Below are 23,457 nucleotides of genomic sequence, written 5' to 3'. Positions count from 1 at the left end.
GTCAGACGTCCGTCGCTAACCACTCTTCAGCCAGCCGCACCCAGAAGGTAGCGCCCAAGGGAAGCAACTCGTCATTGAAGTCGTAGCTCGGGTTGTGCAAGGTGCAAGGTCCGGCGCCGTGGCCCATGGTGCGGTGGTCGCCGTCCCCGTTACCAATAAAGGCGTAGCAGCCGGGTCTGGCCTGCAGCATGAACGAAAAGTCTTCGGCGCCCATGGTGGGCTCCTGGGTGTAGACCTTGTCAGCGCCCACAATGCTCTCCATGACTTTGCGGGCAAACGCGGCCTCTTTGGGCGCATTGACCGTGGGCGGGTAGTTGCGCACAAAGGCAAACTCCACCCGGGTGTTGAATGCGGCACACAGGCTCTCGCTCATCTCGCGCATGCGGCGTTCAATCAGGTCCAAGACCTCGATCGAGAAAGTGCGTACCGTGCCTTGCAGTTCGCAGCAATCGGGGATCACGTTGGTGGCTTCCCCGGCGTTGATCATGGTGACCGAGATCACGCCCGCCTCAATCGGCTTCACATTGCGGCTGATGATGGTCTGAAAGCCCTGCACCAACTGGCAAGCCACCACCACCGGGTCAATGGCGTTGTGGGGGATGGCCGCGTGGCCGCCCTTCCCCCGGATGGTGATTTTGAATTCGTTGCTGGACGCCATCACCGGGCCCGCGCTAGACGCGAAGGTGCCAGCTGCCATGCCCGGCCAGTTGTGCATGCCGAATACCGCCTCCACCGGAAACTGCTCAAACAAGCCGTCCTTGATCATCTCGCGGGCGCCACCGCCACCCTCTTCTGCGGGCTGGAACACGAGGTACACCGTGCCGTCAAAATTGCGGTGCTTGGCAAAGTGCTGCGCCGCTGCCAGCAGCATGGCGGTGTGGCCGTCGTGCCCGCAGGCGTGCATCTTGCCGGCATGTTGGCTGGCGTGGGCAAAGGTGTTGAACTCTTGCATGGGCAGGGCGTCCATGTCGGCGCGCAAAGCCAATGCGCGGCTGGAGGTACCGGCCTTCACAATGCCCACCACCCCGGTGGTGCCCATGCCGCGGTGGATGGGGATGCCCCACTCGGCCAGCTTGGCAGCCACCACATCGGCTGTGCGCACCTCCTGAAAACACAGCTCCGGGTGGGCATGGATGTCTTTGCGCAGGGCCGCAATTTCGGGGGTGTTGGCAACAATGGGTTCGATCAATTTCATGGCAAGTGTCCTACGCGGGGACTGAAATGTCCCGTTTGTGTCATCGCAAGAGCATACGCAATTCGGTAAAGTCCGCACCATGCACTCAGACACTCCCGCGACCTCTCACCCCCCAACCACCGCACCCACCCAGATTCTGGGCGCCTGCCCCCACGACTGCCCGGACACCTGCTCGATGCTGGTCACGGTGCAAGACGGCATCGCGATCAAAGTACAGGGCAACCCGGACCACCCTGCCACCAATGGCGCGCTGTGCACCAAGGTATCGCGCTATACCGAGCGCACCTACCACCCCGAACGGCTGCTGCACCCGCTCAAACGCGTAGGGCCCAAAGGGTCCGGCCAGTTTGAGCGGGTAGGCTGGGACCAGGCGCTGAGCGACATTGCGAACAAGCTCCAGACCATTGCCGCTCGCGACCCACAGGCTATTCAGCCCTACAGCTACGCCGGCACCATGGGGCGTGTGCAGGGCGAAGGCATGGCTGCCCGCTTTTTCAATAAGCTGGGTGCGGCCCGGCTGGACCGCACCATCTGCGCCTCAGCCGGCGCGGAGGCACTGACCTTCACTCTAGGCAACAAAGTCGGCACCAAGGTGGAGTTCTTTGCAGAGGCGAAGTTGATCCTGATTTGGGGCAGCAACTCGATTGCCAGCAATGTGCACTTCTGGCGCCATGTGCAAACCGCCAAGCGCAATGGCGCGCGCATCATCTGCATCGACCCGCGCCGCTCCGAGACGGCCGAGAAATGTCACCAGCACATTGCCCTGCTGCCCGGCACCGATGCCGCCCTCGCGCTGGGCCTGATGCATGAGCTGATCACCCACGACTGGCTGGACCACGACTACATTGCACGCCACACCCTGGGGTGGGAAGGACTGCGCGAGCGGGCTTTGCAATGGACGCCTGAGCGCACCGCAGAGGTCTGTGGCATCACCGCCGACGAAGTGCGCGCGCTGGCCCGCGAATACGGCGAAATGGCACGTGCAGGCGAGCCGGTGGCCATTCGCATGAACTACGGCTTGCAGCGGGTGCGGGGCGGCGGCAACGCGGTGCGGGCGATTGCCTGCCTGCCCGCGTTGGTGGGCGCCTGGCGGCACCGCGCCGGCGGCGTGCTGCTGTCCAGTTCGGGCTATGTACCCACCCAGACCATGGCACTGGAGCGGCCAGAGCTGCTAGCCGGCCGCACGCCCCGCACCATCAACATGAGCACTATTGGCGATGACCTGCTGCGCCCGGCCAGCGCCGAGTTCGGTCCGGCGATTGAAGCCCTCATCGTCTACAACAGCAACCCTGTAGCGGTGGCCCCGGAATCCGCCAAAGTGGTGCAAGGCTTTGCGCGCGAAGACCTGTTTACCGTGGTGCTGGAGCACTTTCAGACCGACACCGCCGACTACGCCGACTACCTGTTGCCCGCCACCACCCAGCTCGAACACTGGGACGTGCACAGCAGTTACGGCCACACCGACATCCTTCTGAACCGGCCGTCTATTGCCCCGCTGGGTGAGGCGCGCACCAACACCCAGTTCTTTCGCGATCTGGCGCAGCGCATGGGCTATACCGAAGACGTATTTTCCGAGTCTGATGAAAGCCTGTGCCGCACGGCCTTTGGGGACAAAGTGGACTTTGGCTTGCTGCTCAGCCAAGGGTACGCGCCCCTACCGGTGCCGGATGCACCGTTTGCTGATGGCGGTTTTCCGACTCCCAGTGGCAAGTGCGAGTTTTTCAGCGCGCGCTTGGCTGCGCGCGGGGACGACGGACTGCCCGACCACCTACCTAACTACGAACCCGCCGGAGCAGACCCGGCGTACCCGTTGGCCATGATCTCGCCTCCGGCGCGCAACTTCCTCAACTCTACGTTCGTGAATGTGAAGAGCCTGCGCGATATTGAAGGCGAGCCCTTGGTAGAGTTGCATGCGGCCGATGCCATCCCTCGCGGTATCGCAGACGGAGATGAGGTCACAGTGTTCAACGCCCGCGGCAGCCACCGCTGCAAGGCCCGAGTGTCCGCCCGCGCACGCCCTGGGGTCGTGAATGGCTTGGGCATCTGGTGGCGCAAGCTGGGGCGCGACGGCACCAATGTGAATGAGCTGACCAGCCAGCGCCTGACCGACATGGGCCGGGCGCCTACGTTTTACGACTGCGCGGTGGAGGTGAAGAAAAGCTAGCGCTTTTTTCGCCCGAAATTGAGCAGACGGGTGGCGATGAAAGTCTCCACCATGAAGCAGATCAAGGCGCTCAAAAAGCACACGACACCCCCGACAAACGTAAAGATGGAGATACGCAAGCCGGGGAAGTCAATCGTTTCGCCAAGGAACAACACCACGATGGTGAGGCCGATCAGGAACGCACAGGCCGTTAACAACGCAATGCTCGAATTCGCCAGCAAACCGCGCGTCCGCAGCTCCGCGAGTTCGGTATAGCCATCTGCGTCCTCCGCAGGGTGGGCGCCCTGCTTGATGCGCGTTTCCACATTGCGCGCCCGGTCGATGATGCGCGCCAGTCGCCCGGCCACCGCCGCAATCATGCCGGACACTGCTGTCAAAAGAAAGACGGGCGCAACCGCCAGCTGGATTCCGTGGGAGACCGCATCCGGCTCAAGGGGAAAGGGCATTGCATACACCTCAATAAAAAACGCTATGCCGGCTCGTGCAGGCATAGCGTTCCATTGTAGGTCGGCGCTCTATTTCTGTTGCGCCAGTTGCAGCTCCAGCTGGTGCAACACGCGATAGCAGTCCAACACGCGGCCCACGCTCGCGTTGGGCTCGCGGCCCTCTTTGATGGCAGCAAAGAATTCGCGGTCTTGCAGTTCAATGCCGTTCATGCTGACGGCGACGTTGCTCACGTCGATCTTTTCTTCCCTACCGGTGTACAAATCATCGTAACGGGCCAGATAGGTGGCCGTATCGCCGATGTAGCGGAAGTAAGTGCCCAAGGGGCCGTCGTTGTTGAAGCTCAAGGACAGCGTGCAGATGGCACCATTGGCTGCACGCAACTGAATACTCATGTCCATAGCAATACCCAGCACTGGGTGGATCGGGCCCTGGATGGCATTGGCCTGCACGATGGGGCTATTGGCCTGGTAGGCAAACAAGTCCACGGTGTGGGCGGCGTGGTGCCACAGCAGGTGATCGGTCCAGCTGCGGGCTTGGCCCAGCGCGTTGGTGTTGGTGCGGCGGAAGAAGTAGGTCTGCACATCCATTTGCTGGATGTTGAACTTGCCGGCTGTGATCTGCTCGTTGACGTACTGGTGGCTGGGGTTGAAGCGGCGGGTGTGACCGCACATGGCGACCAGGCCGGTCTTCTTCTGCTCCGCCACCACGGCATCGGCACCGGCCCAGCTGTCGGCCAGAGGAATTTCGACCTGCACATGCTTGCCGGCTTTCAAACAAGCCAGTGTTTGCTCGGCATGCATCTGGGTCGGAGTGCACAAAATCACTGCGTCCAGCTCAGGCAAAGCCAAGCTTTCAGACAGCTCGGTCGTCACATGGCCCACGCCGTACTTGGCGGCCACTTCTTGGGTCTTGTCGAGCTCACGACCGATGAGGGAAATGACTTCCACACCCTCGATGTTCTTGATGCCGTCCAGGTGTTTGACGCCGAAAGCGCCAGCGCCCGCGAGGGCGACTTTGATAGTTTTACTCATATCAGTTGTTTTCCAGAATGAGGTGTCCTACTGCCGTATTGCTGGCAGGCACATGATAAAAACGGTGCTTAACGCTCACGGAGTGTGCGCGAGCTGCTTCCAAATCTGTAGCATCGTAGGGTACGTCAGACATGGCGCCGCGGGCGATCAGCCACATCACCAGCTCAATGCCTTCGCTGCCGGCTTCGCGCACGTAGTCGATGTGCGGAGTCGCGGCACAGGCGGCCGGATCGGCAATCATCTGGTCCAGCCAGGCGTTGTCCCACTCGCGGTTGATCAGGCCGGCACGCGCGCCCTGCAGCTGGTGGCTCATGCCACCGGTGCCCCAGATGTGCACATTCAGGTCTTCGTCGTAGCTCTCCACCGCCTTGCGGATGGCCTTGCCCAAGTTGAAGCAGCGCTGGCCGCTGGGCACGGGGTACTGCACCACGTTGACCGCAAACGGAATCACTTGGCAGGGCCAGGCATCCTTGACCGGGTCCTTCTCGCCACACATCAAGGACAAGGGCACGGTCAAGCCGTGGTCCACATCCATTTTGTTGACGATGGTGAGGTCAAAGTCCTGCTGGATCACCGAGTGCGCAATGTGCGAGGCCAGGTCAGGGTGGCCTTGCACCTTGGGCACCGGGCGGGGGCCGAAGCCTTCGTCGGCCGGTGTGTACTCCGCAGCGGTACCGATGGCGAAAGCGGGAATCATGTCCAGGCTGAAGGCTGTCGCGTGGTCATTGAAGACCAAGAAGATCACGTCCGGCTTGTTGTCCTTCATCCATTGCTTGGAGAAGTCATAACCCGCGAACAGCGGCTTCCAGTAGTCTTCCTGGGTCTTGCCGAGGTCCATAGCCGCGCCAATGGCCGGCACGTGCGAGGTGAATACAGAGGCGGTAATTTTGGCCATGGGGTTCAGTCTTTCTTGCCACCAACGGTGGATTGTTGGCCTTGGGGTTGACGGTGGGCCTGGGCGTCGCCGTTCTCACCGATATAGCGGTTGCCTTCGGCCGAACGGCCACCGGCCAACATCATGGCGCGGTACTCTTCTTCGGTCATGCCGGTCATGCTTCCGGCCATCTGCTGAAAGCTGCGGCCATGGGTGGCGCCGATCTTGGCCAGGAAGTAGATATTGCCGCCGAGCTGCATAGCGCGGTTCAGGTCCATATCGATCACCGCCTGGCGCTGGTCCTCGCTCATGGGCCATTCGTTCAAGTAGGCGCGCTGGTCGGCCTTAAAGCGCGCGCGGTTGTCGGCCTTCATGAGGCTCATGCAGAACTGGTTGAGCCAATAGCCTTTGCGGCTTTGCTCGGCATCAAAAATGATGGTTCCAGGAATGTCCTGGTAGGGTTTATCGAGTGCCATTCAGTACTTTCTCAAAACAATAGAAATCGCCGTAGGGCCGCCCCAAGGCGATTTGCGCCCCCTCTGGGGGGCAGCGATCCGCGCAGCGGCAGAGCGTGGGGGCCATCAATCCTTCCAATAGAGGCGGTTGGGGTTCTCCACCAGCAGCTTGCGCTGCAGCTCTGGAGTGGTGGCGATATGGGGGATGAAGTCCACCAGCAGGCCGTCATCGGGCATGTGATCCTTCAGGTTGGGGTGCGGCCAGTCGGTGCCCCACAGCACACGATCCGGGAACTGCTCGACGATGCGCCTGGCAAACGGAATCACGTCGCGGTAGGCATGCTGCTCACCGTTCAGCGCCTTGGGGCCACTGACGCTCAAGCGTTCGGGGCAGCTTACCTTGCTCCACACATTGCTGTGCTCACGCATGAATTTCTCAAAGAGCGCGAACTGCGGACCGTCCACGGGCAGTGATACATCCGGGCGGCCCATGTGGTCCACCACCACGGTGGTGGGCAGCGCGGTGAAGAAGTCCCACAGCTCAGGCAGGTCCACCGCCTCAAAATAGATCACCACATGCCAGCCCCACTTGGCGATGCGGCCGGCAATTTCCATCAGCTCGTCCTTGGGCGTGAAGTCCACCAGGCGCTTGACGAAGTTAAAGCGCACACCGCGCACGCCGGCATCGTGCATGGCCTGCAACTCGTCATCAGTGACGCTGCGTTTGACCGTGGCCACTCCGCGTGCCTTGCCGTTGCTGGCCAGCAGCGCATCCACCATGGCGCGGTTGTCAGCACCGTGGCAAGTGGCTTGCACGATGACGTTTTTCTCAAAGCCCAGGTGGTTGCGCAGGGAGAACAGCTGGTGCTTGGAGGCGTCGCACGGTGTGTACTTGCGCTCAGGCGCATAAGGAAATTCGCCACCCGGGCCGAACACGTGGCAGTGCGCATCGACAGCGCTAGCGGGCAGTTGGAAGGTAGGCCTAGATGGTCCTGTGTACCAGTCCAGCCAGCCAGCAGTTTTGGTGAAGTCACCCGAAGTAGGTTTGCTCATGGCGGGCTCTCAGTCGATGTACTTCAAACCCAGCGCCGCCAAAGGCTCGCGCATCTTGTACATGTCCAGCCCCAGCACGCCGGCGGCCAGCTTCTCGCGCTTTTCGCCCTCGAAGCTTTCGCGCTTCTGGGCAGCAGCCAGCGTGGCAACCGCTTTGGCTGCGGGCACGCACACCACGCCGTCGTCGTCCGCCACGATCACATCACCGGGCGTCACCAGCATGCCGGCGCAGACGATAGGAATGTTGACCGAGCCCAAGGTCGCCTTGATGGTGCCCTTACTGCTGATGGCCTTGCTCCACACCGGGAAGCCCATGCGCTGCAGTTCTTTCACGTCGCGCACACCGCCGTCGATGATCAACGCGCGGGCGCCGCGGGCTTGGAAGCTGGTGGCCAGCAAGTCGCCGAAGAAACCATCCGTGCACTCCGCGGTCACGGTTGCCACCACGATGTCGCCGGGCTGGATTTGCTCTGCGGCCACATGCATCATCCAGTTGTCGCCGGGTTGCAGCAGCACGGTCACTGCGGTGCCGGACACCTGCACGCCACTTTGGATGGGGCGCATGTAGGGCTTGAGCAGGCCCACGCGACCCATGGCTTCGTGCACGGTGGCAGAGCCCAAGGCGGCCAAGCCGTCTGCGGCTGCGCGGTCTGCGCGGGTGATGTTATTGTAGCAAACGCCTAGTTCATACATATTTAAGACTCCTCAATATTTCTGGCTGCATTTCTCACTGGACCTGCTTTTCGCTGGACCCGCAGCAGAGCAGGGGTGAGTACCTCCGCTCATGTCCCCCGCCCGCTCCAGCGGGCTCCTCCTTAACTTCGCTGCGGCACTCACCCCTACTCTGCCGCTGCGAACGAAATTGACTTCATTCAGCCGCCTATCCAAACACGCGGGCAAGGCTTGGAGTGGCTATGCGTTTTGCGGAGGTCAAGGAGGAGCTCGCAAAGCGGGCGGGGGACACGTAGCAAAACGCATAGCCATCCCGAGCCCTCCAATCGCAGCACGAAACCAAGTTACCGCCCCTTGGCCTTCAAAACCGCATCCAGCCGCGGGAAGACGCGCCGCGCATTGCCTTCGTAAATCTGATGGCGGTCGTCCGCGCTCAGGATCTTGGAGGCTTCGATGTAACGCTTGGTATCGTCGTAGTAGTGGCCGGTTTGCGGGTCAATGCCCCGCACAGCACCAATCATCTCGGACGCAAACAACACGTTCTTCACCGGGATCACGGTGTTAAGCAGGTCGATGCCGGGCTGGTGGTACACGCAGGTGTCGAAGTAAATGTTATTGAGCAAATGCTCTTCCAACAGTGGCTTCTTGAGTTCTTGCGCCAAGCCGCGGAAGCGGCCCCAGTGGTAAGGCACGGCGCCGCCGCCATGCGGAATCAGGAACTTGAGCGTGGGGAACTGCTTGAACAAATCACTCGTCAGGCACTGCATGAAGGCGGTGGTGTCCGCGTTGAGGTAATGGGCGCCGGTGGTGTGGAAGCAGGCGTTGCAGCTGGTGCTCACGTGGATCATCGCGGGGATGTCGTACTCCACCATCTTCTCGTAGATGGGGAACCAGTGCTTGTCGCTCAGGGGGGGCGACGTCCAGTGGCCGCCGCTGGGGTCGGGGTTCAGGTTGATGCCCACGTTGCCGTATTGCTCCACGCACTTCACCAGCTCGGGAATGCAGGTAGCGGGGTCCACACCTGGGCTCTGGGGCAGCATTGCTGCGGGAATGAAGTGGTCCGGAAACAGCTGGCTCACGCGGAAGCACAGCTCGTTGCAGATGGCCGCCCAGGTCGCGCTGGTGTTGAAGTCGCCGATGTGGTGGGCCATGAAGCTGGCGCGCGGGCTGAAGATGGTGAGGTCGGAGCCCCGCTCTTTCATCAGGCGCAACTGGTTTGTCTCGATGGTCTCGATCAGCTCGTCATCGCTGATCTTCAGGTCAGCCACCTTGGGGCCCAGTTCGGGCGTGGACAGGTTGGCGATCTGGGCGTTGCGCCAGTTTTCCAGCGCCTTGGGGGCCGTGGTGTAGTGGCCGTGGCAATCAATGATCATGGAAGTCTCCGGTGATGTTGTCGGTATGTGTGCTTATGCGGGTTCCATGCCCTGGCGCAGCTTGGCGGCATGGGCCTGGGGCGATCCCATGTAGTCCAGCAGCGCGCGCACGGCGTCGGCTCGGCTGCTGTGCGCCCCGAGCCCGGCAGAAAAGGTGGTGGTGATCTGTATCTCTGCGGGCAGCGGGCCCACGATGCGAATGCCTTTTACGTGGATCAATTCGCTGAGCTGCTGAAAGCCCAACGCCACCTCACCCTGTGCCACCAGCGTGCCTACCGGCACGCCAGGGGGTGCTTGCACGATGCGGCTTTGTATCTCGCTCGCAATGCCCCATCGCTCAAACAGCTTGGCCAGTGCGACACCGCTCGGGCCGGTGGAGTAACTCAGGGTGGGTGCGGCCAACACGGCTGCACGCACGGCGGCTTCCGAGCTGATGTCGGGTGCCGCAGCGCCCTCTTTCACCGCGACGGCCACGCCGGAATGCATCAAGTCCACACGGCTGCCGGCAGCCAGATGGCCCGCCGCCAACAGCTTGTCAATAGCGTCGGACGCGAGAAACACGATGTCGAACACCTCACCCGCTTGCACCCGCTTGGCCGCGTCCACTCCGCCCACAGACTCCAGCGCGAGGTGCACGCCCGTGGCGGATTCATAGGCCGCGGCCAGCTCGGTCAACACCTGGCGCGTGGCCATTGACGAGATGGCTTTCAGGGTCAATCCAGCAGGGGCGTGGGAGTGGGAGGCAGGGCTTTGCATGCTGGGTATTCTGGTCGGGCAGGCGGGCTTTGATAAGCCGAGGGGGCGACTAGCAGCTATCACATATCGGCATAATTGACGCGCAGCTATTCTCAGAAGAAACTCACTCATCCCGGAATCCCGCTATGGACAGCTTGCTATGGATTTGAAACAGTTGGAATACTTTGTGCGCGTGGCCGAAATGGGCAGTTTTACCCGCGCCTCCATCTCGCTGGACGTGGCCCAGCCTGCGCTGAGCCGGCAGATCCGCCTGCTGGAGGTGGAGCTGCGCCAGAACCTGCTCACCCGCAACGGCCGTGGCGCCGTGCCCACCGAAGCCGGCAAACTGCTGCTGGAGCACGGCCGCGGCATCTTGCACCAGGTGCAACTCACCCGCGAAGAGATGGGCGCCGCCCGCGGTGCGCTGGCCGGAAGGGTGTCCATAGGCCTGCCCCCCAGCCTCTCCAAGCTGATCACAGTGCCGCTGGTAAAGGCCTTTCGCGAGGCCCTGCCCCACGCCCACCTGACGCTCACCGAAGGTTTCTCGGTGCAGATGCACGAAGGCCTGCGCCTGGGCAACCTCGACATGGCGGTTCTCTACAACCCCGGCCAGAGCGCCGATTTGGAAATGAGTACGCTGGATGAAGACGAGCTCTCGCTCATCTCGCACAACCCCAGCGGCGGCAAAAACGGCAAAAGCAAAGCGGCACCCGCCATCAGCCTCAGAGACGTGGCAGAGCTGCCGCTGATCCTGCCCAGCCGGCCCAATGCCTTCCGCATCCTGCTGGAGGGCGAAATGATGGCGCTGGGGCGCCGGCCTGAAGTGCTGTTGGAAGTGGACGGGCTCAACGCGATCCTGAACCTGGTGAAAGAAGGCATGGGCCACGCGGTGCTGCCGGGCTACACGCTGAGCAACTTCGACAACCCCGAGACTTTCACCGTGCAGTCCATCCACAGCCCGCGCATCATGAGCCAGCTCATGCTGGTGTGGTCAGCCCGCCGCCCCACCACCCAGACACAGCGTAAGGCCATGGATGTGGTCAGCAAAGTGGTGCTGGAGGCCATTCACCGTTGACCGCAGCACCGCTTTTTGCATAGCTGCTATGCCGTGCGCGGCTTGCTTTGCGTACGATGCTGCCCGCACACTGTCTCGACAACAATTCACGAGAAGAGACAATGACCCAAAACACTACTAAATTCATAGCAGTCTGCGCTGTATTTGCGGGCGCCAGCGGCCTTTTTATTTCACAAACTGCGGTGGCACAGACAGCCGCAACCTACCCCGCCAAACCCATCCGACTGGTGGTGCCCTTCACACCCGGCGGGTCCACCGACATCTTGGCCCGCGCCATTGGCCAGAAGCTCAACGAAGCCTGGGGCCAACCAGTGGTCATCGAAAACGTGCCCGGCGCAGGCGGGTCGATCGGCGCCGACAAAGTGGCCAAGGCCCCGGCCGACGGCTACACCCTGCTCATGGGCCACATCGGCACACTGGCCGTCAACCCTTCGCTCTACCCCAACCTGCCTTACGACCCCATCAAGAGCTTCGCGCCGGTAGCGTGGGTGGCGCGCGTGCCCAACATCTTGGTGGTGCACCCCAGCGTGCCGGCCAAAAACGTGAAAGAGCTGGTGGCACTGGCCAAAGCCAAACCCGGCCAACTGAACTACGGCTCCGGTGGCAACGGTAGTGCGGCCAACCTAGCCAGCGAGTACTTCAAGCTGCAAACCGGCAGCTCATTACTGCACATCCCCTACCGCGGGACCGCCCCCGCTGTGACCGACCTAGTGGGCGGCCAGATTCAGGTGCTGTTTACCGGCGCACCGGCAGTCATTACCCAGATCAAAAACGGACAACTCCGGGCCTTGGCGGTATCCAGCCCGAAGCGCATGGCCGCCTTGCCCGACCTGCCCACCGTGGCCGAGAGCGGCTACCAAGGTTTTGAGGCCGACCAGTGGTACGGCGTAGTGGCACCAGCCGGCACTCCGGCCGATGTGGTGGCCAAGCTCAACACCCAGATCAACCAAGTGCTGAACTCGCCCGAACTCAAAGGCCGGTTGAATGCCGAGGGCGCTATCGCGACCCCAGACACACCAGCCAACTTTGGCAAGCTGATCGCCTCGGAAATTGCCCGCTGGAAACCAGTGATCAGCGGTGGGCGGGTCAAGGCGGATTGAGGGGCTAGGTCTGCTGCTTTGTGACAGATGCACGCATCCCTAAAGCGGATGCAGCTTCAACACCCACAGCAGCACGTTTAACGTAAAAAAAGAACCCACCGTGGCAGCCAGCAAGGTGGCGGCGCTCACCTCCTCGTGACCATACTTCAGCGCGAGGATGGGATAAATGCCCAGCATAGGCATGGCGGAGTAAAGCAAGGCGGCGGTTCGCAGTTGCGGATCGGCAATCGGTACCACGAAGGTGAACACGAGAAACACGCACAGCGGGTGCAACACCAGCTTGCCGATGGTGATCTGCCCCACCAGCCGGCGCTTGCCCTTGAGTTGCAGCCCCACCAGCGCTCCGCCAATGATGAACAACGCAAGGCCGGTCGTCACTTGCGAGAACAAAGTAATGGTGCGTGCCACCGGGCCGGGCAGCACCCAGCCCATCACCGACACCAGCAGCGCCAGTGGAATCACCACCAGCATGGGGGTGCGCACCCAGCCACGCGCAATATCCAGTAACACGGTGCGCCACGGGCGGTGGCCACCGGCATCGGCGTTGTCTGCCAGCGTGAGAAGCACAGGCAGCTTGATGAGGTTTTCAAACACCATATTGAGCGCCAGCGCCACCGGGGCAATGCTGCCCAACACCAACTGCGCCACCGGGTAACCCATGTAGCCACTGTTGGAGCAGGAGGTGCCCATGGCGAAGAAGGCGCGGTAGCTGCCGGTGCTGTGGTTCACATAACGGGCCCAGAGGTAACCCGCCAGCATCATGACCGCAGAGCCCAGGCCATAGGCGAGCAGGTAGTCCAGGTGCATCACGTCGGCCAGCGGGCGCTGGGCAATGGCATTGAACAAGAGCGCAGGCAAGGCCAGGTTGAGCACGAACTTACCCAGTACCCGCAAATCAGGTTTGCTGAACACCCCCATGCGGGTGCAGAGGTAACCCATGGCAATGCACAGGTAAATGGGACCGGTGATGGCCAAAATATCAAGCATCAGAAGCTGTCAGAGAGGGAATGGCTGTGTAAGGAGCGCCAATGCGACCGTCTTCTGCATACCCCCCACCCAAAACGGCACGCAGACCTGCATTGTCACCCCTTACATTCAGTATCAAAAAGGCTTTTGACGCTCACCGAGAAAGCGCCAGCAGCTCCTGAAATAATAGCAAAACTTACAGGCGCGGCACCCCCGACTTGATGATCACTTCGCCCCAACGCTTGATCTCGCTACCCAGCAACTCGCCCAACTTTTCGGGGGTAGAGCCACGCGCAGACACATTGAGCTCAAACAGCTTTTTCTTCACATCGGGGTTAGCCAAGGCGGCTTGCACCTCTTTGTTGAGGCGGGCGATTACGTCTTTGGGCGTTTTGGCAGGCGCCGCCAGCGCGTTCCAGGACGACACATCGAAGTTGGCCACGCCGCTTTGCATGACGGTGGGCACGTCCGGCACCTGCGCTGCGCGCTCGTCCCCCAGAATGGCCAGCGGGCGCACCGCCTTGGAGCTGACCTGCCCCATCATGGGCCCGAGGATTTCGATGGCTACATCCACCTGCCCACCGCGCAACGCGGTAGTCAGTGCGGGAGTGCCGTTGAAGGGCACGATCAAAAAGTCCAGCCCGGTGCGGGACTTGAACAACTCGGCCGCGAGGTGCTGGGTACTGCCGATGTTGATGGTGCCCACATTGAGCTTGCCAGGGTTGGCCTTGGCAAAGGCCATGAGCTCGCCCAGGTTCTTATAGGGCGCGTTGGCCGAGCCCAGCACCGCGAGGTCGAAGAAACCCAAAGTGGACACGGGCGCAAAGTCGCGCTGGGCATCGAATGGCAAAGTTTTGAACAAGCCAGCGCTCACTGCCGTGCCGTTGGACATGAGCAGCAGCGTGTGGCCATCGGGCTCCGCCTTGGCCACCGCCTCGCCCGCACCGACACCACCGACGCCCGGCTTGTTGTCGATGATGACCGGCTGCCCTAACGACTCGGCGAGCTTTTGCGCCACGGTGCGGGCTGTCAGATCAGCCACACCGCCGGCACCAAAGGGCACCACGATGCGGATCGGTTTGCTGGGGAAGGTGTCTGCCATAGCGGGCACTGCTGCGGCCAAGGCAGAGGTGGCGATTGCAGCCAGTGCGCTGCGGCGTGTGAAATGGTTCATTCTTGTCTCCTTTGAAGTAAAAAAGAGCCACTGGCGCTTATGAGACCTGCGCGAGTAGCTCTATTTTTGATAGCAAATCAACCCTTAGCGGGCGACACCCAACAACTTATCTAACAGCTCGGGTTGCTCCCGCAAACTCTGGGCGGTGCCGCTGTGCACCACGGTGCCACGGTCCAACGCCGCAGCGGTGTCGCTGATGGCCAGAATGGCTTGCGGGTGTTGCTCCACGATGATGGCGCTCAAGCCCTCTTCGCGGGTGATGCGGCGGATGGCACGCAACAACTCTTGCACGATGATGGGCGCCAGGCCTTCGCACGGCTCATCCAGCAGCAGCAGCGTGGGGTTGAGCACCAGCGCGCGGCCTACTGCCAGCATTTGCTGCTCGCCCCCTGAGAGTTGGGTGCCCAGGTTAGTCTTGCGCTCTGCCAGACGGGGAAAGAGCTCGTACACGCGCTCGGGCGTCCACATGGCGGCCTTGCGGCCGGCGCGGGCCGGGCGTGCCACCGCGGTGAGGTTTTCATCCACCGTAAGCGACTTGAAGATGTTGCGCTCTTGGGGCACCCAACCGATACCGGCTGCTGCCCGCTCGTGTTGGGGCATTTTGTGCAAGTCGGCGCCCCCTAAGCGCATGGTGCCGCCGTGCTGCCGCGTAGCGCCGGCCAGGGTGTTCATGAACGTGGTTTTGCCGGTGCCATTGCGACCCAGCAGCGCCAGCGTTTCACCCTCAAAGATGGACACAGACACGCCGTGCAACACCACCGCCTCGCCGTAGCCAGCGGACAGGTTTTCTACTTTGAGCAGCTCGGTCATGCGTGGGCTCCTTCGCCTTCGGCGTGGCCGAGGTACACCGCCTTGACCTGCGGGTCATTGGCAATTTCTTCGGGGTTGCCCTCGGTGAGCATGGTGCCATTGACCAGCACCGTCATGCGGTTTGCAAAGCTGAAGACCAGATCCATGTCATGTTCAATCAAAAGGATGGACACATCCGCCGGCAGGGCTGCCACGGTTTGCAGCAGCTCTTCGCGCTCGCCGGCAGGCACACCGGCCACCGGTTCGTCGAGCAGGAGTACGCGGGGCTCGCAGGCCAGCGCAATCGCAATCTCCAGCAAGCGGCGCTTGCCGTAGGCCAGCACCCGGGTTTCCTGGTGCATGACGCTGCTGAGGTGGAACTGCTCGAGCAACTGCTCGCACCGCTCCACCACGCTGCGGTCTGCGCCCAAGGCTTGCCACCACTTGCCACCCAGCCCCTGGTGCTGGCTGACCACCATGGCCAGGGTTTGCATCGGGCTCATGCTGTCAAACAGCTGGTTGATCTGGAAGGTACGCACCATGCCACGGCGCACACGCTGGTGCGGTGCCAAATGCGTGATGTCTTCCCCCTCGAGCACGATGCGGCCTTCGGTGGGTTGGAGCACGCCGGTCAACAGGTTGATGAGCGTGGTTTTGCCCGCGCCGTTGGGGCCGATGAGCGCATGGCGTGCGCCTTTTTGCAGGTTGAGCGTGACGTTGTTGGTGGCGGTGATGCCGCCGAACTTCATCACCAGCCCTTGCGCGCTGAGTACGGTGTTGGAATTCATGGGGCTAGAGGTGGCGCTCATGCGGCACCTTCCTTCTTCTTGGAGGACGAAGTGCCGAACCAGGTCCAGGGGCGCACCACACGCTCGCGGCCCACCAGCATCAGCACCACGAGGAAGAGGCCGATCCAGAAGGTCCAGTACTGGGGAGTGATGCTCGATATGGCGTCTTGCAACACCTTGAACACGATGGCACCGATCACGCCACCATACAACCAACCCACCCCGCCGATCACCAGCAGCAACACCAAATCTGCCGAGCGGTGGAACTCAAACACGTCGAGCGAGGCAAAGCCGGTGGTCTGCGCCAGCAGTGCTCCGGCCATGCCCGCAGCACCTGCGGCCACGGTGTACGCCACTGCGATACGGCTGGCCACCGGAATGCCAATGGCCATGGCACGCAAGCGGTTGTCGTGAATGGCTTTGAGCGTGCTGCCGAACGGCGAGTTCACAAAGCGGCGCGCCAACACAAACATGATGAACAGGACCACGATGGAATAGGTGGCGGCCGTGCTGCCGTAAAGGTCGAACTCATAGCGGCCGAGCAAGGGACCCATCATCACGCCTTGCAGGCCATCGGCACCACCGGTGAGCCAGTCGAGCTTGTTGGCCAGTTCCATCAGGATGAGGCCGACGCCCATGGTCACCATGAGGCGGGTGAGGTCGGTACCCCGCTGCACCGTCACACTGCAAAGGGCACCCAACACCGTGGACACGGCCATGGCGACTGCCAAACCGAACAAGGGGTCGGGGTTGATGTGCTTCGAGAACAAGGCTGCGGTATACGCGCCCATGCCAAAGAAGGCCGCATGGCCCAGCGACACGATGCCGGTGTACCCGAGGATGATGTCCAGCGACAGCGCGAACAGCGCGACGATGGCAATTTCGTTGATGATGAGCGCGTGGGTGTTCATGACCCAGGGCAGTGACAGGGCCACCGCCCAGAGCAGCAGCTCCCACCAGCGCCAGCGGCCGGCACGCATCAGGATATTGGTGTTATTCATGGAGAAAGAGTCCGGGGTGTTCATGCCTTGCCGCCTTTGCGCACAAAGAGGCCTTGCGGGCGCCAGACCAGAATGATGATCATCAGGCTGTACACAATGAAGGCGCCGAGTTTGGGGATGTAGTACTTGCCTGCGACGTCCGCAATGCCCAAGAGCAACGCTGCCAAGAGCGGACCGGTAATGCTCGAGGTACCGCCCACGGCGACCACGATCAAGAAGTAGATCATGAACTTGAGCGGGAAGGTGGGGTCCATACCCAGCACATCCGCCCCCAGCGCACCGCCCAGACCGGCAAGGCCGGAGCCCACTGCAAAGGTAGCCAGAAACACCACGTTCACATTGATGCCCAAACCGGCAGCCACCCGCTGGTCATCGACCGAGGCGCGCAGGCGGCTGCCGAAACGGGTTTTGGTCAGGATGTGCTGCAAAGCAATGGTCAGCGCTGCACACACCGCGATGATGAACAAGCGGTAGTGGCCCATGCCCAGCATCCAGGCCCCCTCACCGATTTCAGTGCGGCCTTTGAGCCATTCCGGCAACTGCATGATCTGCTGGGTGGAGCCCACAAAGTAGTCCACCGCGGCCACCGCCATGAAGGTCAGGCCGATGGAGAACATCACTTGGTCCAAGTGCGGCCGTTTGTACAGCGGGCGGTACAGCGTTCGCTCCAGGACGGCACCCAGCAAAGCCGAAGTGACAAACGCAATGGGTAGGCACACCAGAAATGGCACATCAAGGCGCTGCATCAGCAGCACGGTGACGTACCCGCCCACCATGGCAAAGGCGCCGTGTGCGAGGTTCACGAAGTTCATTAACCCCATAGTGACGGCGAGGCCGACCGCGAGGATGAACAACAACATGCCGTAGGCGATGCCGTCGAAAAGTATGGTCAACATAAAGGTAGTTTCCGGGTCAATCTTGCTGGTGAGCAGCCGGGTTCGGGCAACAAAAAAGCGAGGGCGTTGCCATCGCTTTTTGTGCCTGCAGACTGCCGCCCACTGCTTATCGCGTGGTCAGCGATCAGGGGAGTCGGTTAGCGGGCTTTACCCGGGTCTTTGACGTCTTTGATCACATCAAATTCCACGTTATAGAGCTGGCCGTCTTTCCGCTCCACTTTGCGCAAATAAATGTTCTGCACGATATCGCGGGTCTGGGCGTCGATGAAGACCGGGCCCCGCGGGCTCTCAAAGATCTGGCCCTTCATGGCGGCCAGCAAGGCATCGCCACCGCCCTGACCTTTGGTGGCCTTAAGCGCCTCATAAATCACGCGCATGCCGTCATAGCCACCTACAGCCATAAAGTTGGGACGCAGATTTTTGTTACCCTTTTGGAAAGCGTCAACAAACTTCTTGTTGAGGGCAGACGGGTGCGCGGCAGAGTAATGGTGTGAAGTTACAACGCCCAGAGCGCCGTCGCCCATGTCGTTCAACTGATCGTCATCGGTAATATCGCCGGTGCCGATGAGCTTGATGCCGGCTTTGTCCATGCCGCGCTCGAGAAACTGCTTCATGACTGCTGCACCAGCCCCGGAAGGGACAAACACAAACAGGGCATCAGGCTTCAGATCACGTACTTTTTGCAAAAACGGGGCAAAGTCAGGGTTGCGCATCGGCACGCGCAAGGAGTCCACGATAGTGCCACCATTGAAGACCAGGCGCTCTTTAAAGAATTTCTCCGCGTCGAGGCCCGGACCGTAATCAGACACCAGGGTCACTACCTTTTTGATACCGTTTTTAGGCGCCCAGTCTGCCATTGAGACTGATGCCTGCGGCAGTGTGAAGCTGGTGCGCACGATGTAGGGCGACGATTCTGTAATGGATGAAGTAGCAGCAGCCATCACTACCATGGGCGTTTTGGACTGGGTAGCCAATGGTGCCGTTGCGAAGGCGGATGGAGTGATACCGAACCCTGCCAAGACATTCACCTTGTCATTGACGATGAGTTCTTGCGCCATGCGCTTGGTCACATCAGGAATACTGGTGTCGTCCTTAATGATGAGCTGGATCTTTTTGCCTGCAACGGTGTCACCGTTTTGGGCCATGTACAACTTGGCGGCTGCTTCGATCTGGCGCCCGGTCGTTGCCTGCTGCCCGGTCATGGGCAAGATCAAGCCGATTTTGAAAACATTGTCTTGTGCACAGACTGTGGAACCGGCAATTGCCAACGAGGCCAATGCGGTTGCACGTAGGAAGTGGCGTTTGTTCACGTGTTGTCTCCTGAACGGTTTTTAGAATCACACTGTGTGCGACTATCGCCCTTTGCTCACGCTAGTGCAACTGCGGATATGCACTCTTAGTTATGCCGTTTTGCAATATCCGCCCTTCCCATTCACGCTCTCTGCACTTGCTGTGCAGTGGCTCTAGAAGGGTTTGACTTCCGCCAGTTGCTGACGAAGGTAGGCGTTTTCAGCTTCGAGCTGTGCCACGCGGGCTTTCAACGTCTCTAAAGTCCATTCAACCGCAGACCCGGACGGGTCGCTTTCAGCGGCAGCGACCGGCGGCTGATTGGCGGCCATCGCTTCGCGAGCGGTCCGCTTGGCATCGCGCACCCGCTTGGCTGCTTGCTTAAGTTCATCTTTGCCCGCACTGGCAGCTGCGACTTGCTCTTGCTCAGGCAAGCTAGCAACCGCTGCCGCTGCATTGATCGAGATCACACCGGATTTCACCGCCGCAACCAACTCAGGAGCCGCTTGCTTTTGAATTTTTTCGATCATCACCACTTGGCTGCTGCTGAGGCGCGCTGCTTTGGCGAGATCCTCTCGGCTCTTGAAGGCGCCCTCGTCGCCAGCTCCCCCAGATCCGGTGCTGAGCGCAGTTTCATCGGGGCGGGTTGCCACATCCTCAGTGCCTGTGGCGGTGTTTTCAGCGAGCGCTGCTTGGCGGCGTGCGGTAAGGATTTCCCGCTTACGCAATGCCAAGACACCGCGCTGAAAGTCAGAGACACTGCGGCGTCCGAGGTGCTGATCAATCATCCACAGGTGCACATCGTCTATGGACTTGAACAGACTGCTCTGCACTGTTTGATAAGGCAAGCCGTGCTTTTGGCAAATTCCGTAGCGGTTGTGCCCGTCAACCAACACGTCGCCCCACAGGACGAGGGCATCACGACACCCCTCAGACAGAATACTGCGCTCTAACGCGGCGTGCTCCTCGGGGGTAAGAGGGTCAATATAGGCTTTGAGTTCTTCGTTGACGATGATGTCCATACCGGGTGTGCCTACGCAAAAGGGCTGGATTGTAGGTGCTGCGGCGCCTCAGGCCTTGGCTGCGAAGTGGTCGAGGTATTGCATGAATGCCGCAGCCAACGGGGAGAGCCGCTTTCCCCGGAGGTGCACGGTGTACCAGTTGGACTCCACAGGGAACCCTTCCACGCCAAGCACGGTGAGGCCTTGACCGGCAAGGTCAGGGCCCAGCGCGTGCTGTGACACGACTGATAAGCCTAGCCCGCCTGCAACGGCCTGCTTGAGCGCCTCGTTACTGCCCATTTCAAGACGCAAGCGTGGCACAAAGTGGTGCTTCGCAAAGTGAGCGTCGGTGGTGAGCCGGGTTCCTGAGCCTTTTTCCCGCAAAACAAAACGCTCTGCGTGGAGGTCTGCCAACATGACATGCGGTCGTCCTGCCAAGGCATGACCTACGGGCGCTATGAGCACCAAGGGGTTGGGCAGAAAGGCGTGGATTGCCGCGTCAATATCAACCGGGGGTTTGGACATGATGTAGAGGTCGTCCACGTTGTCGCGCAAGCGCTGCACCACGCCATCGCGGTTGAGTACCTCGAGCGAGATCTCCACATCAGGGTGCATACGGCAGAAATCGCCTAACAAGCGTGGCGTGAAATACTTGGCAGTGCTGACTACGGAGAGGCGTAATCGACCTGCCGTGAGACCTTTCTGGGCAGCGATGGCTTGTTTGAAGCGATCCCACTCGTCCAGAAGGTTCTTGGCCGTGTTTTCGAGTTCACGGCCAGCGTCGGTGAGCTGCAGCTTTTTGCCCGTGACTTCATAGAGTGGCAAACCCACAATCTCCGCCATCTCTTTGAGTTGCATGGAAACAGTGGGTTGGGTGACATGCATAGCCCGCGCGGCTTCGGTGATGCTGCAATGCTCGGCCAGGGCCAGAAAGGTCTTGAGTTGGCGAAATGTGATGTTCATAGTTTTTAGTCTATGTTCAAATCGATTATTTTTGATTTTGCCTTATGCATGCTTGTTCGTACCATCGCAGGACTCTTTCTGTAGGTGTGCAATGCAAGCTTTACTCGATCCGGCCATTTTGTTTTTTTTGCTAGGTTTGACGGCTGGATTTCTGAAGTCGAACCTTGAGATTCCTCCCCAAGTGTCCCGCTTCCTTGCGCTCTATTTGCTGATGGCACTCGGCTTGAAGGGGGGGTTTGCACTTTCTCAGTCGGGTTTTGGCAGCGAGGTGGGGTTGGCGCTGGGGTTGGCCCTGCTCTTGGCGATGATCATTCCGGCACTGAGCTTCTTGCTCATGCGTAGGCTCATAGCGCCGTTTGATGCGGCTGCCGTAGCCGCCACCTACGGCTCCGTCAGTGCGGTGACCTTCATCACCGCGATCCAGTATCTGGAGGGTCGCAACCTTACCTTTGGTGGCCACATGGCTGCCGCGATGGCGCTGATGGAGTCCCCTGCGATCATTTTTGCGATTGCACTGGCAAGCAAGATGCGGAGCAAGCTTGCCGTCCATCCCGGGCCTCAGGCAGTCGCACCTATGGGCTTCAAAGGGGTGCTCCATGAGTCGTTAACGGACGGCGCTCAATTTCTGCTCCTGGGCTCAATCGCAATTGGATTGTTGACGGGTCAAGAAGGCAAGCTGGCCATGGAACCCTTCACCGGAAATCTGTTCAAGGGAATGCTCGCGTTTTTCTTGCTAGACATGGGCGTTAGCGCGGCCAGGAACTTGCCCAAGTTGAGGGGGCAGACGCCGTGGATCTACGTATACGCCCTGAGCGCACCGCTGGTCCATGCCGCGTTGGCGCTATTGCTGGGGTTTGGCTTGGGAATCAAGGCCGGAGATTTGGCCCTTTTGATGGTGCTCGCGGCGAGTGCGTCTTATATTGCCGTGCCCGCGGTGCTTAAACACTCCATGCCAGAGGCGAATTCAGCCTTGTACCTCGGCATGTCATTGGGTATTACGCTTCCACTCAATCTGGTGATCGGAATCCCTCTATACGTGTACGTTGCATTCCGAGTCGCTGGCGCGTGAACCTAGCCCCGTTTCCAATAGCTCTCAGAATAAGGCAGCAGCGCTTTTGCAGCTCCAATGCGTTCGCCCATAGGGAGCGACGTGTTGTTCATGGCGGCCCACAGGAATTCGGCAGGTCCTCGCCATTCTGACGGGGGGTCCACTCCGTTTCGGCGGTCTGTCCCATCAGAGCGTTCTACTATAAAGGTCGCCGGATCTCTTCGGTCCAAAGAGTTCGTAGCGTCCAGCTGCTCAAGCACAAAGTCCATCTGCGCCCGAGTCATGGGCGACAGCCGGGAAAGAATTTCGGCTTGTTGGTCGCGCACCGGGGGAACATCGACCCAGGGCTCATCGCCGAAAACTGCAGCTAAATCCCGCGTAACAAAGGCGGACCAATGGTCTGTTCCCGACATGCAGGCAGGCACTGCGGTAAACAGTCTATTACCATGCTCGCTCAGAGGCTTAGAACTCGGATACCAAGCGACCCGGTCTTGGGGCAGTTCGTCCAGAAATCGTTCACGCAACGCCATCAGAAAGCGTTCGCACGTACTACTTGAAGCAGGTTGGGATAACGAAAACCAAATCTGAATGCCATCGCGGCCATTAACGGCGATAGCGGGGGCCGGCATGCCCCATTCACTGACGAAGGCGTGCCATAAGACCGCCAGAGATGACCATTCGCTCGGCTTACTCAGTTGCAGAAAAAGAACTCTGGAATCACCTTGACTGACTTCCTTTGGCTCCGAACAGGCCTGCAAGCCATAGAGGCGCTCAAGCTCACCAGAAAGCCGGTCTTGAACCACTTGGAGCCCAGTGGAAACCATCAGAAGCCTTGCCCAAGGACAAGCTTGCGCTTACGCATGTTATTGCTTAGCTTCTTGCTCAGCCAGCTCCTTACAGGAAGGTGCACAAACGGTGTGTGACTTCCCGATCAACTTACGTGTTTTAAGGAACTGACGTGAACGATGCTTTCCACACAGAAAACAAGACATAGTCGCGGCCCCGAGATAAGAGGACTCAAGGAACGGTGAGCCTCCTGCTTTGGACTTGTAATTCAGACCATCATTCACGATGGTGTCTTTGGTCGGTGATTTGGCCATCTATCTTCTCAAAATCAAGCTATTCAAGCTTGTGGTCGGGATACCGCGAAAGCGAACGCAGTACTGGTCGAGAGGAAAGCAGAAGCCCTAACCCCTCAAACGGCCCAAAATTGTGCCATAAACAAAAAAGGCCCACCGAAGTGAGCCTTTGTTGCCGTGGTGCACCACGTGTCTATTGGTTGCGGAGGCTAGATTTGAACTAACGACCTTTGGGTTATGAGCCCAACGAGCTACCAGGCTGCTCCACTCCGCGTCGAGGCTTTAATTATA

Annotated in this window: 23 protein-coding genes and 1 tRNA gene; 4 read left to right on the top strand and 20 right to left on the bottom strand. The window is 60.3% G+C overall.

All coding sequences use genetic code 11. The annotated features are described in order from the left end of the window. Position 1: 1 nt before the first annotated feature. Positions 2-1,195: a M20 aminoacylase family protein gene (locus U5L73_RS04260; RefSeq protein WP_322561180.1), complete on the bottom strand. Its 1,194-nt coding sequence runs from the start codon at positions 1,193-1,195 to the stop codon at positions 2-4. A gap of 79 nt (positions 1,196-1,274) precedes the next feature. Between U5L73_RS04260 and U5L73_RS04255 the strand changes: the two genes are divergently transcribed. After that, positions 1,275-3,359 carry a molybdopterin oxidoreductase family protein gene (locus U5L73_RS04255; RefSeq protein ID WP_322561179.1) on the top strand — a complete coding sequence of 695 codons (2,085 nt, stop codon included), beginning with the start codon at positions 1,275-1,277 and terminating at the stop codon, positions 3,357-3,359. Here U5L73_RS04255 and U5L73_RS04250 read toward each other — a convergent pair. From U5L73_RS04250 to U5L73_RS04215, 8 genes are all read right to left on the bottom strand, one after another. Beyond that, positions 3,356-3,805, bottom strand: coding sequence for a DUF2721 domain-containing protein (locus tag U5L73_RS04250; RefSeq protein ID WP_313876224.1), 450 nt, complete (start codon positions 3,803-3,805; stop codon positions 3,356-3,358). The genes U5L73_RS04255 and U5L73_RS04250 overlap by 4 nt on opposite strands. A 69-nt stretch (positions 3,806-3,874) precedes the next feature. Further along, on the bottom strand, positions 3,875-4,837 hold the full coding sequence (locus U5L73_RS04245) for a Gfo/Idh/MocA family oxidoreductase (protein ID WP_322561178.1): 963 nt from the start codon (positions 4,835-4,837) through the stop codon (positions 3,875-3,877). Between the two features lies 1 nt (position 4,838). Continuing rightward, complete coding sequence (locus tag U5L73_RS04240) at positions 4,839-5,732, bottom strand: class III extradiol dioxygenase subunit beta (RefSeq protein WP_322561177.1); 894 nt, start codon at positions 5,730-5,732, stop codon at positions 4,839-4,841. 5 nt (positions 5,733-5,737) lie between these two features. Next, a complete protein-coding gene (gene ligA, locus U5L73_RS04235) occupies positions 5,738-6,187 on the bottom strand; it encodes a protocatechuate 4,5-dioxygenase subunit alpha (protein WP_322561176.1) in 450 nt (149 codons plus the stop codon). Positions 6,188-6,292: 105 nt separating this feature from the next. Then, entirely contained in the window at positions 6,293-7,219 is a 927-nt protein-coding gene (locus U5L73_RS04230) for an amidohydrolase family protein (RefSeq protein ID WP_322561175.1), read from the bottom strand. Between the two features lie 9 nt (positions 7,220-7,228). Further along, the gene (gene ligK, locus U5L73_RS04225) at positions 7,229-7,912 is read right to left on the bottom strand and encodes a 4-carboxy-4-hydroxy-2-oxoadipate aldolase/oxaloacetate decarboxylase (protein ID WP_322561174.1); all 684 of its coding nucleotides are present in this window, start codon (positions 7,910-7,912) and stop codon (positions 7,229-7,231) included. Between the two features lie 323 nt (positions 7,913-8,235). Then, entirely contained in the window at positions 8,236-9,264 is a 1,029-nt protein-coding gene (locus U5L73_RS04220; protein WP_322561173.1) for an amidohydrolase family protein, read from the bottom strand. Positions 9,265-9,297: 33 nt separating this feature from the next. Next, positions 9,298-10,020 (bottom strand): substrate-binding domain-containing protein, encoded by a 723-nt coding sequence (locus U5L73_RS04215; RefSeq protein ID WP_322561172.1) that lies wholly within the window; start codon positions 10,018-10,020, stop codon positions 9,298-9,300. Positions 10,021-10,159: 139 nt separating this feature from the next. On the opposite strand from U5L73_RS04215, the gene U5L73_RS04210 reads away from it, so the two are divergent. Both U5L73_RS04210 and U5L73_RS04205 read left to right on the top strand, forming a co-directional pair. Next, positions 10,160-11,074, top strand: a complete 915-nt coding sequence (locus tag U5L73_RS04210) for a LysR family transcriptional regulator (RefSeq protein WP_322561171.1) — start codon at positions 10,160-10,162, stop codon at positions 11,072-11,074. A gap of 101 nt (positions 11,075-11,175) precedes the next feature. Beyond that, the gene (locus tag U5L73_RS04205) at positions 11,176-12,174 is read left to right on the top strand and encodes a tripartite tricarboxylate transporter substrate binding protein (RefSeq protein WP_322561170.1); all 999 of its coding nucleotides are present in this window, start codon (positions 11,176-11,178) and stop codon (positions 12,172-12,174) included. Between the two features lie 39 nt (positions 12,175-12,213). Here U5L73_RS04205 and U5L73_RS04200 read toward each other — a convergent pair whose 3' ends face one another. The 9 genes from U5L73_RS04200 to U5L73_RS04160 all read right to left on the bottom strand — a co-directional run bounded on the left by U5L73_RS04200 (position 12,214) and on the right by U5L73_RS04160 (position 21,039). Next, positions 12,214-13,161: an AEC family transporter gene (locus U5L73_RS04200; protein ID WP_322561169.1), complete on the bottom strand. Its 948-nt coding sequence runs from the start codon at positions 13,159-13,161 to the stop codon at positions 12,214-12,216. Between the two features lie 175 nt (positions 13,162-13,336). Next, positions 13,337-14,314: a tripartite tricarboxylate transporter substrate binding protein gene (locus U5L73_RS04195; protein ID WP_322561168.1), complete on the bottom strand. Its 978-nt coding sequence runs from the start codon at positions 14,312-14,314 to the stop codon at positions 13,337-13,339. 84 nt (positions 14,315-14,398) lie between these two features. Then, positions 14,399-15,124: an ABC transporter ATP-binding protein gene (locus U5L73_RS04190; RefSeq protein WP_322561167.1), complete on the bottom strand. Its 726-nt coding sequence runs from the start codon at positions 15,122-15,124 to the stop codon at positions 14,399-14,401. Further along, positions 15,121-15,912, bottom strand: coding sequence for an ABC transporter ATP-binding protein (locus tag U5L73_RS04185; protein ID WP_322561166.1), 792 nt, complete (start codon positions 15,910-15,912; stop codon positions 15,121-15,123). The genes U5L73_RS04190 and U5L73_RS04185 overlap by 4 nt, the downstream gene beginning before the upstream one ends. Further along, positions 15,909-16,916, bottom strand: a complete 1,008-nt coding sequence (locus U5L73_RS04180; protein ID WP_322561165.1) for a branched-chain amino acid ABC transporter permease — start codon at positions 16,914-16,916, stop codon at positions 15,909-15,911. Before U5L73_RS04180 ends, U5L73_RS04185 begins: the two co-directional genes overlap by 4 nt. Continuing rightward, positions 16,913-17,788, bottom strand: a complete 876-nt coding sequence (locus U5L73_RS04175) for a branched-chain amino acid ABC transporter permease (RefSeq protein ID WP_322561164.1) — start codon at positions 17,786-17,788, stop codon at positions 16,913-16,915. The genes U5L73_RS04180 and U5L73_RS04175 overlap by 4 nt, the downstream gene beginning before the upstream one ends. Before the next feature lie 137 nt (positions 17,789-17,925). Then, positions 17,926-19,098 carry an ABC transporter substrate-binding protein gene (locus U5L73_RS04170; protein WP_322561163.1) on the bottom strand — a complete coding sequence of 391 codons (1,173 nt, stop codon included), beginning with the start codon at positions 19,096-19,098 and terminating at the stop codon, positions 17,926-17,928. Positions 19,099-19,251: 153 nt separating this feature from the next. Next, positions 19,252-20,097: a plasmid replication/partition related protein gene (locus tag U5L73_RS04165; RefSeq protein WP_322561162.1), complete on the bottom strand. Its 846-nt coding sequence runs from the start codon at positions 20,095-20,097 to the stop codon at positions 19,252-19,254. 48 nt (positions 20,098-20,145) lie between these two features. After that, a complete protein-coding gene (locus tag U5L73_RS04160) occupies positions 20,146-21,039 on the bottom strand; it encodes a LysR family transcriptional regulator (protein WP_322561161.1) in 894 nt (297 codons plus the stop codon). A 91-nt stretch (positions 21,040-21,130) separates the two neighbouring features. On the opposite strand from U5L73_RS04160, the gene U5L73_RS04155 reads away from it, so the two are divergent. Then, the gene (locus U5L73_RS04155) at positions 21,131-22,108 is read left to right on the top strand and encodes a sodium-dependent bicarbonate transport family permease (protein ID WP_322561160.1); all 978 of its coding nucleotides are present in this window, start codon (positions 21,131-21,133) and stop codon (positions 22,106-22,108) included. 2 nt (positions 22,109-22,110) lie between these two features. On the opposite strand, the gene U5L73_RS04150 is transcribed toward U5L73_RS04155, so the two are convergent. Beyond that, entirely contained in the window at positions 22,111-22,911 is an 801-nt protein-coding gene (locus U5L73_RS04150; RefSeq protein ID WP_322561159.1) for a hypothetical protein, read from the bottom strand. A 452-nt stretch (positions 22,912-23,363) separates the two neighbouring features. Further along, positions 23,364-23,440 (bottom strand) — tRNA-Met (locus U5L73_RS04145). Between the last annotated feature and the right edge of the window lie 17 nt (positions 23,441-23,457).

This window comes from Rhodoferax sp. (genome assembly GCF_034520025.1).
Classification (GTDB): domain Bacteria; phylum Pseudomonadota; class Gammaproteobacteria; order Burkholderiales; family Burkholderiaceae_C; genus Allorhodoferax.
Note: the sequence above shows the minus strand (reverse complement) of the source record. Positions and strands in the feature narration are given on the sequence as shown.